The organism is Streptomyces griseicoloratus, assembly GCF_014534645.1.
GTDB lineage: Bacteria > Actinomycetota > Actinomycetes > Streptomycetales > Streptomycetaceae > Streptomyces > Streptomyces griseicoloratus.
Map to the genome: position 1 here is coordinate 22,302 of NZ_JACVQF010000219.1, position 12,412 is coordinate 34,713.

Consider the following 12,412-nt stretch of genomic DNA (forward strand, 5'->3'; position numbering starts at 1 on the left):
CGACCTGCGAGAACGGCCGGATTCACGCACCCGGGGGACGGCGGCGCGAGGGGCGGTTCCGCGGTGACGACATGAAGGGGGAGTGAGATGGCGCGCGGGAGGCGTGCGCCATCTCACATATGGCGGGCGCTACTTGACAGGCAGGTGATACGCCACCCGGTACCGGTCGGCCGGGACGACCACGTCGGCGGTCTCCACCGGGCGGCCCGAGGCGTAGAACGTGCGCTGGACGACGAGCACCACGTGCCCGGGGACGCCTCCGAGGGCGAGCAGTTCCTCCGCGAGGCCGGGGCGGGCGCCGACCTCCTCGGTGACGTTGTCGACGACGATGTCGAGGGCGGCCATCCGCTCGACGACGCCCATGCCGCCCAGCGGACCCTCCTCGGGCAGCATCACGGGCGTGCGGCCGGTGAGGGCCAGCGGCTCCCAGGAGGTGGAGAGCATCATCGCCTCGCCGCCCTCCCGGAAGACGTACCTCGTGCACATCACGCGGTCGCCGGGCTCGATGCCGAGCCTCTCGGCGACGGCACCGCTCGCCCCGGTCTGCTCGCTGCGGGACTCCCAGGTGCCGCGCACCCCGGCGTCGGCCTGCTCCTGCCGGAAGGGCGTGGCGCCGCCCGCCGGCCGGTACCCCGAGCGGGCGATGCGCCGGGGCACGGGCCGCTCACGCACGTACGTCCCCGACCCGGAGCGGCCCTCGACGAGCCCCTCGGCCATGAGCACCTTGCGCGCCTCCAGGGCGACGGTGTCCGAGACGCCGTACTCCTCGCGGATCCTGGCCTGGGACGGGAGGCGGGTGTGGGGCGGCAGCAGGCCGTCGACGATCTTCTTGCGGAGATCACCCGCGACACGCAGGTACGCCGGCTGCTCACCGAATGTCACTGGCCGCTCCCATCAGGTTGTACAGACAGCAACAGCGTGGCAACCGTAGGTTGTGCCAGGCAAGCAAAGGCCAGAGAATCACTCGATGTGATGACTTGTGGCGCCGGCAGGCTTTACGCAGGCACTTTCTCCCCGCTATGAGGGTGCTCACACCTGCATGCCGGAGCCCTCTCCCCCGCTCTCCCCGCCGTCGCCGCCGGCGCCTGCGTCCTCCTCGTACACCGGCGGTGTCGTGGCCAGGCCCAGGGCCTCGCGGGCGGTGACCGTCTTGTCGGGGTCGATGAGCTCGTAGCCCTTGTCGTAGTGCTCGTAGAAGGTGTCGATGTCGGTGGACTCCGCCGCCAGCGCCCACTCCTTCTGCGCGGCGTCCAGGTCCTCGACCAGGTCGGCGACCGGCCGCTCGGCGTCGGCCGGCCAGGTGTGCTCGCGCAGCATCCCCGCCTGCTCGGTGAGCGCGTCCGCCACCCGGCCCGCCCACTCCTGATGGCCCGGCAGGTCGTCCTCGACGTACTCGGTGTCGGGTTCGGACTCCATGGCCGTGTTCAGGACACGGGCCGCCTTCAGATAGGTGAGCTGGTGCGCGTCGAGCGTCGTCTCGTCGTTGCGCAGCGACCCGGTCAGGGTGCCCGCCTCGGCCGTGCTGCCGAACAGGCAGGTGACCTCCCGGTCGCCCAGGCGCCAGCTCTGCGGGGTGGGCGTGAGGTAGTAGACGTCGACGTCTGCGGGCAGCGCCCAGCCGTCCATGGCGTAGTCGTCCTGGAGGGCGTAGCACTTGTCGTCGGCGACCCGGGTGATCTCGTCGTCGCCGGGGTAGCGCCCGCCCGGCAGGTCGAAGGCGGCGAAGACCTCGCCGTCGTGCTCCTGCGCGCAGGGCACCTCGTCGACGTCGTAGGTCACCCCCTCCAGGGAGCCGCTGGGCGTGTTGAAGCACTGGCCCTCGGCGAGGGCGAAGGCGGTGCCCTCGCCCCGTGCGGCGTCCCTGAAGCCCTGCCAGAAGTCGGCGGCCGCGCCCGTGGCGAGGGACACCACCCACAGGGCCAGCCCGACGGAGGACAGTATGGATCCGGCCACGGCCAGCCCCTTGCCCCGTTCGCCCTTCCGCTTGATCTGGCCCAGCGCGATCAGGCCCAGCACGAGTCCGACGGCGGGCAGGAAGCAGAGGATGCCGAGGACGAGGGCCGCGATCGCGACGCCGTTGACGGCCGGCTGCCGGGGATACGCCCCGTAGGGCGGCGGGCCCCAGGCGGGGTGGGGCTGCTGCGGGGCGTACGGCCCCGGGGGCTGCTGGGGCCCGGGGGGCGGCGGTATGGACACGGGTACCGTGCTCCTGATCCAGGCGGCGCTGCGGCGACGCGGCTGACGAACGGGCCTACGGCGTACGACCGTACGGCTGGGCGAATGGTAAGCGTGCGACGAGCGGGGGCGGTATGCGGGTCACCAGTGCGACGGTCCGGGCGGTGAACGGTCTCAGCGGACGCTGGGCGGCCACCGCGGAAGGCGGCACGGTGCTCTCGGCGCCCGGCGTGTGGCCCCTGCTCGCACTCCTCGCGGACGGGGCCGCCGGCCCGGCACGGGCGGAACTGGCCGAGGCGGTGGGCGTGCCCGCCGACCGGTCGGCCGCGGCGGCCCGGGAACTGATCGCCGCACTGGCCGGGGTGCGCGGGCTGGACACGGCCCTGGCACTGTGGACGAAGCGCACGCTGGAGCTGCGCGAGGAGTGGGAGGCGGGGCTTCCGGCCTGCTCGCACGGCGTCCTCACCGGCGACGAGACCGCCGACCGCCAGGCGCTGGACGCGTGGGCGGCCAAGCGCACGGACGGGCTGATCGAGCGGATGCCGGTGAAGGTGAGGCCGGACACCGAGATGGTCCTGGCGAGCGCGCTCGCGCTGCGCACGCGGTGGCTGCGGCCTTTCGAGGAGACGTACCGGGCGCCGGAGGCCGGCCCGTGGCAGGGCCGCGAACTGCTGGGCCTGTGGCGCCGGAGCACGCAGCTGGACCGGGTCGGCGTGGCGCAGACCCCCGACGGACACGTCACCGAGCTGAAGGTGCTGGGCGACACCGCGGTCGACGTCCATCTGCTGCTGGGCGAGGAGGGCATGACGCCGGGCCAGGTGCTGGGGGCGGGGATCGGCATCCTCGCGCGCACGTACCCCGTGGTGCCGGGCTCCCGCCTGCCCTACGGGGAGGTGGGCCCCGGCCTCGATGTCGTGAAGGCGCAGTCCAGGACGCCCGAGCCGCCGAGGCTGGACGTCACGACCATGGCGTTCGGTGTGTCGGCCGGCCACGATCTCCTGAAGCGGCCGGACCTGTTCGGGCTTCGCACCGCGCGGGACGCCCGGCAGGGCCATTTCCCCGGCATCAGCGCCTTCCCGCTGGCGATCGGATCGGCCGGGCAGTCCGCCATGGCGAGGTTCGGCGCGCTGGGCTTCCGGGCCGCCGCGGTGACCGCCGTCGCCGCCGCCCCCGGCGGGGCTCCGCCGCCGGTGCGCTACGCCGTCACCGAGGTCCGGTCCGTCTTCGACCGCCCCTTCGGCTTCCTCGCCCTGCACCGCCACTCACGCCTCGTCCTCGCGGCGGGCTGGGTCACCGACCCGGAGCCGTACCGCGAGGACGAGGAGGTTCACTGAGGTTCACTGAGCCGGGGTCCGAGCCGGGGTCAGAACTGCAGGGCCCAGGCGTCGATCCGGCCGGTGTCGAACGTCGCGTTGTCGGAGACCCGCAGCTTCCACGTGCCGTTCGCGGTCTCCGAGGAGGCGTTCACGCTGTAGGTGGTGTTGATGTCGTTGGCGCTGCCGCCGGTGCCGTACGACTTCAGCGTGTACGCCGTACCGTCGGGCGCGATCAGCTGGACCTGGAGGTCACCGATGTAGCTGTGCACGATGTGCACCTCGACGGCCAGGGACGAGGGCGCGTTGCCCGCGACGCCGGAGACGGTCACCGGGGACTCGACGGTGGCGTTGTCGCCGATGGCGTAGTCGCCGGTGTTCTCGAAGCGGTCGCCGGGCGGGGTCGTCGTGCCGCCGCCGACGTACAGCAGCCGGTTGGGCGAGCCGGTGCCCGGGTTCGACACGACGCCGCTGGTGGCGGCGGTGGTCAGCGCGGAGGAGACCTGGGCGGGGGTGGCCGTGGGGTTGTCGGCCAGGTAGAGCGCGGCGGCCCCGGCGACGTGCGGGCTCGCCATGGACGTGCCGGAGATGGTGTTCGTGGCCGAGTCGCCGGTGTTCCACGCCGAGGTGATGGACGAGCCCGGCGCGAACAGGTCGAGCACCGAACCGTAGTTGGAGTAGCTCGCGCGGGCGTCGCTCGACGTGGTGGCGCCGACCGTGATCGCCTCCGTCACCCGGGCGGGGGACTTCGTGGAGGCGTTGGTCGACTCGTTGCCGGCGGCGACGGCGAAGGTGACGCCGGAGGCGATGGCGTTGCGGACGGCCGTGTCGAGGGCGGAGTCGGCGCCGCCGCCGAGGGACATGTTGGCGACGGCCGGCTTGACCGCGTTGCGGGCGACCCAGTCGATGCCGGCGACGACCTGGGCGGTGGTGCCGGAGCCGGAGTTGTTCAGCACCCGGACGCCGACGATCTTCGCCTTCTTGGCCACGCCGTGCGCGGTCCCGGCGACCGTGCCGGCGACGTGGGTGCCGTGGCCGTGGCCGTCCTGGGCGGTGTTGTCGTTGTCGATGGCGTCGTAGCCGTAGGAGGCGCGGCCGCCGAAGTCGCTGTGGGTGATGCGGACGCCGGTGTCGATGACGTACGCCGTCACGCCCTCGCCCGCGGAGTCCGGGTAGGTGTACGAGCTGTTCAGCGGCAGGTTCTTCTGGTCGATGCGGTCCAGGCCCCAGGAGGGCGGGCTGGGCTGGGTCGTGCTGATGTGGAAGGTGCGGTTCTGCACGACGGAGGCGACGGCCGGGTCGGCGGCGAGACGTTTCGCCTCGGTCTCGGAGGCCTCGACCTCGTAGCCGTTGAGGGCCTTGGTGTACGTGCGCTCGATGTCGGCGCCGTGGCGTGCGGCCACGGCGCGGCCCTCGGCGGTGCCGGCCTTCGCCTCGTCCGCCCTGAGGGTCACGATGTAGCTGCCGGGGACGGCGTTCGCCGCGTCCTCGTACTGGATGCGGCCTTCGGCGGCCGTGGCGGGGAAGGCGGAGACGAGGCTCGCGGCGAGTACCGCGGAGGCCGCCGCGCCGATCGCGGCCAGTCTTCGCCGGGTGGTGCCGTGGGGGTGGTGACGCAGCGCTGCCATGTGAGGGGTCCTCCTCAGTCGGTGGTGCGTGGTGGGGTTCGTGCACGCCGAGCAGGCCGCCCTAAGGCATGGTCATGTCAATCAGCGGGCGGCATTGGTGCGTCAGCCGAAAGATTGAGGCTTCCAGAGGAATTGCACAAGGGCCCTGCACGGGTGTGCAGGACCCTGCGCCGGATGAGCGCCGGTCGTTTTCGGCCTCAGTCGTCGAAGGCGGTGGCCCGGGTGCGCTTCTCCCATGCCTCGACGTCCGCGCGGACCCGGTCGAGGTGGCCGAGAACCGCTCCGACGCCGTCGTCGCCGAGCGGCAGCCGCAGCGGGGTGTGCTCGGCCGCCAGCGCCTCCAGGATGACCGCGGCCGCCTTGGCCGGGTCGCCGGGCTGGGTGCCGTCGCCGCCGGTGACGAACCCGCGGGTCTCGCTGACCTTGGCGTACACGCCGCTGTCGGCGCTGAGCCCGGCGCGGCCGGCCTCGAACAGGCCGGTGCGGAACGCGCCGGGCTCGACGATCAGCACCTTGATGCCGAAGTCCCGCACCTCGTCCGCCAGCCCCTCGGACATGCCCTCCAACGCGAACTTCGTCGCGCTGTACGCCGAGAAGCCCGCGAAGGACATCTGCCCGCCCATGCTGCTCATCTGCACGATCGCGCCGGTCCGCCGCTCCCGCATGTGCGGCAGCACCGCCCGCGTCAGCGCGGCCGGCCCGAAGACGTGCACGTCGAACAGGGCACGCAGCTCCTCCTCGCCCGTCTCCTCCAAGGCGCCGACGTGTGTGCGGCCCGCGTTGTTGACCAGGACGTCGATCCGCCCGTGCCGCGCCACCACGTCCCGTACCGCGGCCTCGGCGGCGGCCGTGTCGGCGACGTCGAGGCGCAGGGCCTCCACCTGGTCCGGGTGAGCGGCCACCAGGTCCTCCAGCGCCTCGGGCCGCCGCGCCGCACCGACCACCACGTCGCCGTCGGCCAGCGCCGCCTCGGCGATCGCCCGCCCGAAACCGCTGCTCGCGCCCGTGACCAGCCACACCTTGTTCATTGCCGACTCCTCGTGTGCCGTTGGCTCCCTCTGCGCCAACCACCCTGCCGGGAAAGCGGGTTGCCGGTCCAAGACCCACGCTGATAACCATCGGTCATGACCACCGACGTCCATGTGCGGGACCTGCGCTACTTCGCCACCGTGGCCGAGGAACTGCACTTCACCCGGGCGGCCGAGCGGCTGTACGTCTCCCAGCCGGCGCTGAGCAAGCAGATCCGGGCGCTGGAGCGGCAGTTGGGCGTCGAGCTGTTCCGCCGCGAGCCACGGGGCGTGACGCTCACCGACGCGGGGGCGGCCCTGCTGCCGCACGCACGGCGCGTCCTGGCCGACTGGTCCGAGGGGGCGGCGGCCGTGGACGCGCTGCGGGCGGCTCGGCACGGCACACTGGTGGTCGGGATGAGCACCAGCCCCGGCCGCGGCGGACTGCTGCCCGCGATCCGCTCGCGCTTCACCGCGGCGCATCCGGAGGCGGTCCTGCGACTGCGCCAGGTGAGCTGGGACGACCCGACGGCGGGCCTGGCGGACGGTTCGACGGACGTGGCCTTCGTCTGGCTCCCGCTGCCCGACGCCGGCCGCTACGCGTGGACCGTGGTCGCCGAGGAGCCCCGCCTGATCGCCCTCCCCGACACCCACCCCCTCGCGGCCCACGCGGAACTCGACTTCACGGACCTGGCCGACGAGCCGTTCCTCGCCCTGCCGCCGGACGCGGGCGTGCTGCGCGACTTCTGGCTGGCCCTGGACGAACGGCTCGCCCTGGACGGAGGCGCCGGCCGCCCGCCCCGCATCGGCGCCGAGATCGCCGGCACCGAGGAGACCTACGAGGCGCTCGTCGCGGGCCTCGGCATCTGCTTCGTGGCCGAGGGCAACGCCCCGCTGATCACCCTGGGCGGCGTCACCACCCGCCCGGTGCGCGGCCTGGGCCCCAGCCGCTACGCCCTCGCCTGGCGCCGGGAGGACGCCGGGCGGCCGCTGGTGCGGGCGTACGCGCAGGCGTGCCGGCGGGTGGTGGCGTAAGGACGGGGGCCTCAGACACCTCGGGGGTGCTCACCGGACACCGGCGGCGGGCAGGGGAGTGCGCCGCCGCCGGGTCCTCTGCCGGGGTTCAGCAGGGTCCGAGATCCTGCCAGACGCCCCACTCGCCGGTGGTGCCGGGCTCCTCGCCCTGCGTCCACCACTTGGCCTTCCAGTTGTGGCCCTCCCAGGCGACGGTGTCGCCGCCGGAGTAGGCGGTGCCGGAGCCCCAGGTGGGCGAGGTGCACTCGCCCGGGTCGCCCGGGTCGCCCGGGTCACCGGGGTCGCCCGAGCCGCCGCCGATGTTCACGTCGATGCAGGCGTAGAACGCGTTGGCGGTGTCGGCGACGTTCCAGACGGCCAGGACCTTCTGCCGACCGGTGATGTCGCCGAAGTTCACCTGGTGGCTGACGGTCGCGGGGGGCCGGGCGCCGCCGTCGTTGAACTCCGCCACCTTGCGGCCGCCGACGAAGTACTGCCAGGTGCTGGTGGCGTGGCGTGCCGTCAGGTTCCAGGTGAAGGCGGTCGTGCTGCCGACCGCGGTGGCCCGCCAGGGCTTGCTGTCGTCGTCGAGCTCGGCGAACTGCGCGTTGCCGCCGCTGCAACTGCGCAGCCCCTTCGGCCCCTCGACGCTCTGCGGCTCGTACTTGATCTGACCGCAGTCGACGATTCCCGCGGCGCACTGGGCCTGCCTGCTCAGCGGTGCGGAGACATAGCCGTGCGCACTGGCCGTGCCGGCCGGAAGGCTCACCGCGAGGAGGGGGGCGATCCCCGCCCCGATCACGGCGGCCAGTCGTCTCTTCGCGCTCATGTCAACTCCTTCGCTGTCGAGGCCGTTGCCGGGCGGGTGGCGACCGCGGCCGGCGCGCCCGCACTCGCGCCACCCGTGGCCTCGTCGGTCGGGGGGCGGGTCAAGACCTCCGCGGCCCCTGGCGAGGGTCGCAGCCGCGCGTTTCCCGGCGTGCGCTCTCGGCCGTGGACCGGCGGCCAGGGCCGTGACTTAAGGTCTAGACCTTCTTGACTCTTGGTCTAGACCTTAGCCATCGACGGGGTTCCGTCAAGGGGTTGGGACGCAGTGGAGTGCCACGCCCGGCCTTCTCTCGATTGGTCTGGACATGACCGACCTCCCTCGCTAGCTTCGAGTGAGAGTTGGTCTAGACCTGCATCGCATGAGCGCCTCGCCCGGCCCGGCTCCATGAGCGCCGCATCGCGCGCTGCCGGCCGCGGCGCCCCTTCCCCACCTCGCACCCCACCGAGAATCCACGGGAGCACCCATGAGAAACGGCACGCCGGCCAGCCCGCTCGACGGCCTGCTGGGCAGAGGCACGGACCATGCCATCGGACTGTTCAGGATGGTGACGGGGTTCCTGTTCGCCTGCCACGGCGCCGCCACCCTCTTCGACGTCCTCGGTGGTGCGTACGGCGGCACACCGGCCTTCGGCGACTGGCCGAGCTGGTGGGCGGCGGTCATCCAACTGGCCGGCGGCGGCCTGGTGTTCGCCGGCGTCGGCACCCGTGCGGCCGCCGTGGTGTGCTCGGGGTCCATGGCCTACGCCTACTTCGTCGAGCACCAGCCCGAGGCACTGTTCCCGATCGAGAACGGCGGCGAGGCGGCCGCCATGTTCTGCTGGTCGTTCCTGCTCATCGCCGCCCTGGGCCCCGGCAGATGGGCGCTGGCACCCGTACTCGCCCGCTCCCGGCGCCCGGCGGACACGACCGCGCGGGGAGAGCAGGACGAGGCGACCACGTCCGCACGCTGACCTGTCGGGCGACCGCCGCCGACGACACCGAGGACGAGGCGGAGCCCCCCGGAAGTCCTGGTCCTGCCGGGGGGCCGGAGCGTCAGGAGCCCGGCCGGCCCACGGGAGCGCGCGACACGACACCTTCCTGCCATCCGCGTTGCTCCGCCGGACCGCGCGCCAGTACGACTTGTACGCGCCGGATGGATCCGGGTACGGCCGCTCCAGCGGGCGACGCCCTGTCCGTCGGTGTTTCGCGGCGACAGGCAGGGCGCATCATCAGGGGGCCGGGATGGCAGGGACGGACGTGAGCACGCTGCCCGTCAGGCAGGTGCGGCACGACAGCGGCGTGCTCTGCGCGCCCACCACGCCGCCGAGGAGACTGCCCGGGATCGGCGACCTCCTCAAGCTGCGGTCGAACCTGCTGAACGCCATCCAGTACGCCGCCCAGGACGGGAGCGAGCTCTCGTACTTCGCCGTCGGCCCCAAGCGCATGGTCTTCGTCAACCGGAGCACCGCGGCCGACGTCGTCCTCTCCGACATCCACACCTTCGGCAAGCCGAACGCCGAGAACCCGCTGCGGCTGGTACTCGGGGACGGGTTGATCAGCAATCCGTACCACGACCAGTGGCTACGGCGGCGCAGGGCCCTCCAGCCCATGTACAGCCGCCCCGGCCTGGCCGGGATGCGGCAGAAGATGGCCGACGTGATCGGCGAGCACACCGCGCGCTGGGAGGGCCGCGACCGCACGGAGCTGCGCGTCCACGAGGACATGCTGTCCTTCGCCCTGGACATCGTGGCCAGGTGCATGTTCAGCCGGTCCGGCGACACGGTGTCCGGCGTCCTCACGCCGGGAACGATCTCCTTCCTCCTGGAGTTCGTCGAGCGCCGCCTCCGGATGCCGCTGTCCTTGCCGGTCGGCGTGCCCAGCCGGCGGAACCGGGAGTTCACCGCGACCATGCGGGGCCTGGACGACCTCGTCCACCGGCTCATCAGGGAACGGCGCAGAACCGGTGAACGGCACGGCGACCTGCTGGACCTCCTCCTGGAGGCCAGGGTCGGCGACGCCGCGGAGCCGTTGACCGACGTGGAGGTCAGGGACGAGGTGCTGACCACGTTCGTCGCCGCGTACGAGACCACGGCCAGTGCGCTGACGTGGATCCTGTATCTGCTGGCCTGCTATCCGGACGTTCAGCGGAGCGTCCGGGAAGAGGTGCGCTCGGCCGCGCCGCCCACCACGGGGGAACGGCAGGGGAGCACGCTTCTGGAATGCGTCATCAATGAGGGGATGCGGCTCTTTCCTCCGTCCCCGACCATTCCCCGGCAGGTCGGCAAGGACGTGTTCATCGGCTCGTCCGAGATCCCCAAGGGGTCCTTCGTGATGCTCAACGTGGCCGCCATCCACCGGGACCCGGCCGTCTGGGAACGGCCCGACGCATTCCTGCCGGAGCGTTTCATGAACGGTGTCCCCGGAAAGGGACGGTTCCTTCCCTTCGGCGCCGGTGCCCACATGTGCATCGGCAAGGGGTTCGCCATGATGGAGATGAGCATGCTGCTGGCGAGCATTCTCGACAAGTTCGAGATATCACAGCGGGACTCCACCGGTCCCGCCCCCAGGGCGATGCTCACTCTGCGGCCTCGTGAAGGTTTCCGGCTGACTCTCACCCGTATCTGACCCCTTACCACTTCGGGTGCACATCCGCCGGAGGCGGCACCATTTCACGAGAGAGGCTTGGCCATGCGAGGCATGACCCGTTTCAACGCGGTGGTCAAAAACGTGCGTCCCCGTACGCTCCTGGTCAGCCCCCTGTCCTATTGCGTGGGCGTGGCCGTGGCCGGCCACCGCTTCGACCTCACGGTGCTGCTCGGTGTCCTCTTTCACGTGCTCGCCCCTCTGGCGGCCAACGCCCACAACGCCGTGACCGACCTCGTGGAGGACGGCAGGAACGTACCGGGCCGGTTGAAGCTGGTCGAAACGGCCGGCGTGGGACTTCTCCAGAGGGTTCTGTACGCAAGCCTGGGCATCATGCTGGTGCTCTCGCTGGTGATCTCGTTCGCGCAGACCCTCCTGTGGGTGTTCAGCGTTTTCCTCGTGCTCGGTTACTCGTCGCCGAGGTTCCGTCTGAAGGGCCGTCCGGTCACCGGTATGGCGGTCTTCTCGATGGCGGTCACGGAGCCCTACATCGCCGGTGCGCTGCTCGGTGACTCGTGGTGGGAGATCCCCCGGTACGACACCTATCAGCCGGTCGTTCTCGGGGTGTTCCTGTTCTGCTGGTACTTCGCCAAGGGCATCATGAAGAACGTCCCCGACTACGCGGGGGACAAGGCGGCCGGCCTGCGGACCATTCCGGTGCTCCTGCCGTCGCAGCTCGCGGGCGCCTGGGTCGCCGCCGCGGCGACCACCCTGGTGTACGCCGCTTTCCCGGTGCTCGTTCTCCTCACCGATACGCCTGACCGGCTGGTTTATGCGGGGGTCATGGTGATCCCGGCCGTGGCTAACATGATCTTCATGGTCCGGGCCCGGACGCCGGTCGAGTACAACCTGGTCGGCCAACGGGACATGTACGTGTCCGTGATCTTTCTCGGTCTTCTGCTCTTCGGGTTGCGGCCATCGGTCGGCACGGCGCTGATCGGGCTCCTCGCCGTCGCGGTCATGGCCGTGGTGGACCTGTCCGGTTCGGACTCCAGGGTGAGTCACCACATCGCCCGGGTTGATTCGGTTGATTCGGTAGTGGGCTCCAGTGGAGGAGGACGGAACAGGTGACGAGTGATCGCGCACGTCGTGGCAAGGGCTCCGAAGTACACGGGATCTTCCAGAAGATCGCCGGATACTACGACCGGATGAACTTCGTCATGACGCTGGGCCGCCATGAGAAGTGGTGCCGGGAAGTGGCCGCGCGTGTCGCACCCGTCCGGGGCGGACAGCTGCTCGACCTGGCCACGGGTACGGGTGTGATCGCTCTGGAGGCGGCCCGCAGACACCCCACCGTCACGGTGACCGGCGTCGACTTCTCGGAGGAGATGCTGCGCCGGGCCAAGGCCAAACCCGGGGCCGGCGCGGTGCGCTGGCAGCACGCGGACGCGGCCAGTCTGCCGTTCGAGGACGAGTTCTTCGACGGGATCACCGAGGGTTACCTCCTCAGGAACGTCGAGGACCTGGACCGGGTGCTCCGCGAACAACACCGGGTCCTCAAACCGGGCGGGCGCCTCGTGATCCTGGAGACGTGCCCCCCGAGCGGCCTGGTGGAGCCGGTCATGAAGTGGGGAATGCGCGTCGTCGTCCCGCTGCTGGGGCAGGTCGTGGCGCGCGACCGGTCGTCCTACAGCTATCTCGAATCCAGCACACGCGCCTTCGAATCACCGCAGAGCATCGCCGGGGCGCTGCGCGGACTCGGGTTCAAGGACATCGGGTGGCGCAAGAAGTTCTTCGGTACGAACGTCATTCTGTGGGCCACCAAGGGGGATTGACGGTGCCGGCGGCGGCAGCCCACCGACGCACCGGGCCTTCTCGGTGGACC

General features: G+C 71.6%; 11 protein-coding genes. 6 read left to right on the top strand and 5 right to left on the bottom strand.

Annotation, left to right across the window (positions count from 1 at the left end; genetic code table 11):
* Positions 1 to 129: 129 nt before the first annotated feature.
* Positions 130 to 882, bottom strand: a complete 753-nt coding sequence (locus tag H0H10_RS27605; protein ID WP_188183849.1) for a GntR family transcriptional regulator — start codon at positions 880 to 882, stop codon at positions 130 to 132.
* A 147-nt stretch (positions 883 to 1,029) separates the two neighbouring features.
* A complete protein-coding gene (locus H0H10_RS27610) occupies positions 1,030 to 2,196 on the bottom strand; it encodes a DUF4190 domain-containing protein (RefSeq protein ID WP_188183850.1) in 1,167 nt (388 codons plus the stop codon).
* Between the two features lie 113 nt (positions 2,197 to 2,309).
* On the opposite strand from H0H10_RS27610, the gene H0H10_RS27615 reads away from it, so the two are divergent.
* Positions 2,310 to 3,509: a serpin family protein gene (locus H0H10_RS27615; protein ID WP_188183851.1), complete on the top strand. Its 1,200-nt coding sequence runs from the start codon at positions 2,310 to 2,312 to the stop codon at positions 3,507 to 3,509.
* Positions 3,510 to 3,538: 29 nt separating this feature from the next.
* Here H0H10_RS27615 and H0H10_RS27620 read toward each other — a convergent pair whose 3' ends face one another.
* Positions 3,539 to 5,116 (bottom strand): S8 family peptidase, encoded by a 1,578-nt coding sequence (locus tag H0H10_RS27620; RefSeq protein ID WP_188183852.1) that lies wholly within the window; start codon positions 5,114 to 5,116, stop codon positions 3,539 to 3,541.
* 197 nt (positions 5,117 to 5,313) lie between these two features.
* Positions 5,314 to 6,144 carry an oxidoreductase gene (locus H0H10_RS27625; protein ID WP_188183853.1) on the bottom strand — a complete coding sequence of 277 codons (831 nt, stop codon included), beginning with the start codon at positions 6,142 to 6,144 and terminating at the stop codon, positions 5,314 to 5,316.
* Between the two features lie 96 nt (positions 6,145 to 6,240).
* Here H0H10_RS27625 and H0H10_RS27630 point away from each other — a divergent pair, with 96 nt between their 5' ends.
* Positions 6,241 to 7,158 (top strand): LysR family transcriptional regulator, encoded by a 918-nt coding sequence (locus H0H10_RS27630; protein WP_188183854.1) that lies wholly within the window; start codon positions 6,241 to 6,243, stop codon positions 7,156 to 7,158.
* 88 nt (positions 7,159 to 7,246) lie between these two features.
* Here the strand turns inward: H0H10_RS27630 and H0H10_RS27635 are convergent, their stop codons facing one another.
* Positions 7,247 to 7,966, bottom strand: coding sequence for a lytic polysaccharide monooxygenase (locus H0H10_RS27635; protein ID WP_188183855.1), 720 nt, complete (start codon positions 7,964 to 7,966; stop codon positions 7,247 to 7,249).
* 463 nt (positions 7,967 to 8,429) lie between these two features.
* Here H0H10_RS27635 and H0H10_RS27640 point away from each other — a divergent pair, with 463 nt between their 5' ends.
* The 4 genes from H0H10_RS27640 to H0H10_RS27655 all read left to right on the top strand — a co-directional run bounded on the left by H0H10_RS27640 (position 8,430) and on the right by H0H10_RS27655 (position 12,362).
* Entirely contained in the window at positions 8,430 to 8,915 is a 486-nt protein-coding gene (locus tag H0H10_RS27640) for a DoxX family protein (RefSeq protein WP_188183856.1), read from the top strand.
* 271 nt (positions 8,916 to 9,186) lie between these two features.
* On the top strand, positions 9,187 to 10,569 hold the full coding sequence (locus H0H10_RS27645) for a cytochrome P450 (RefSeq protein WP_223180517.1): 1,383 nt from the start codon (positions 9,187 to 9,189) through the stop codon (positions 10,567 to 10,569).
* A 72-nt stretch (positions 10,570 to 10,641) separates the two neighbouring features.
* A complete protein-coding gene (locus tag H0H10_RS27650; protein WP_188183858.1) occupies positions 10,642 to 11,658 on the top strand; it encodes a UbiA family prenyltransferase in 1,017 nt (338 codons plus the stop codon).
* On the top strand, positions 11,655 to 12,362 hold the full coding sequence (locus H0H10_RS27655; RefSeq protein ID WP_188183859.1) for a ubiquinone/menaquinone biosynthesis methyltransferase: 708 nt from the start codon (positions 11,655 to 11,657) through the stop codon (positions 12,360 to 12,362). Before H0H10_RS27650 ends, H0H10_RS27655 begins: the two co-directional genes overlap by 4 nt.
* Positions 12,363 to 12,412: the final 50 nt, after the last annotated feature.

Excerpts from the sequence above, each read along its gene's own strand:
- H0H10_RS27615 (WP_188183851.1), top strand. The coding sequence starts at position 2,310 with ATGCGGGTCACCAGTGCGACGGTCCGGGCGGTGAACGGTCTCAGCGGA.
- H0H10_RS27620 (WP_188183852.1), bottom strand. The coding sequence starts at position 5,116 with ATGGCAGCGCTGCGTCACCACCCCCACGGCACCACCCGGCGAAGACTG.
- H0H10_RS27625 (WP_188183853.1), bottom strand. The coding sequence starts at position 6,144 with ATGAACAAGGTGTGGCTGGTCACGGGCGCGAGCAGCGGTTTCGGGCGG.
- H0H10_RS27630 (WP_188183854.1), top strand. The coding sequence starts at position 6,241 with ATGACCACCGACGTCCATGTGCGGGACCTGCGCTACTTCGCCACCGTG.
- H0H10_RS27635 (WP_188183855.1), bottom strand. The coding sequence starts at position 7,966 with ATGAGCGCGAAGAGACGACTGGCCGCCGTGATCGGGGCGGGGATCGCC.
- H0H10_RS27640 (WP_188183856.1), top strand. The coding sequence starts at position 8,430 with ATGAGAAACGGCACGCCGGCCAGCCCGCTCGACGGCCTGCTGGGCAGA.
- H0H10_RS27645 (WP_223180517.1), top strand. The coding sequence starts at position 9,187 with ATGGCAGGGACGGACGTGAGCACGCTGCCCGTCAGGCAGGTGCGGCAC.
- H0H10_RS27650 (WP_188183858.1), top strand. The coding sequence starts at position 10,642 with ATGACCCGTTTCAACGCGGTGGTCAAAAACGTGCGTCCCCGTACGCTC.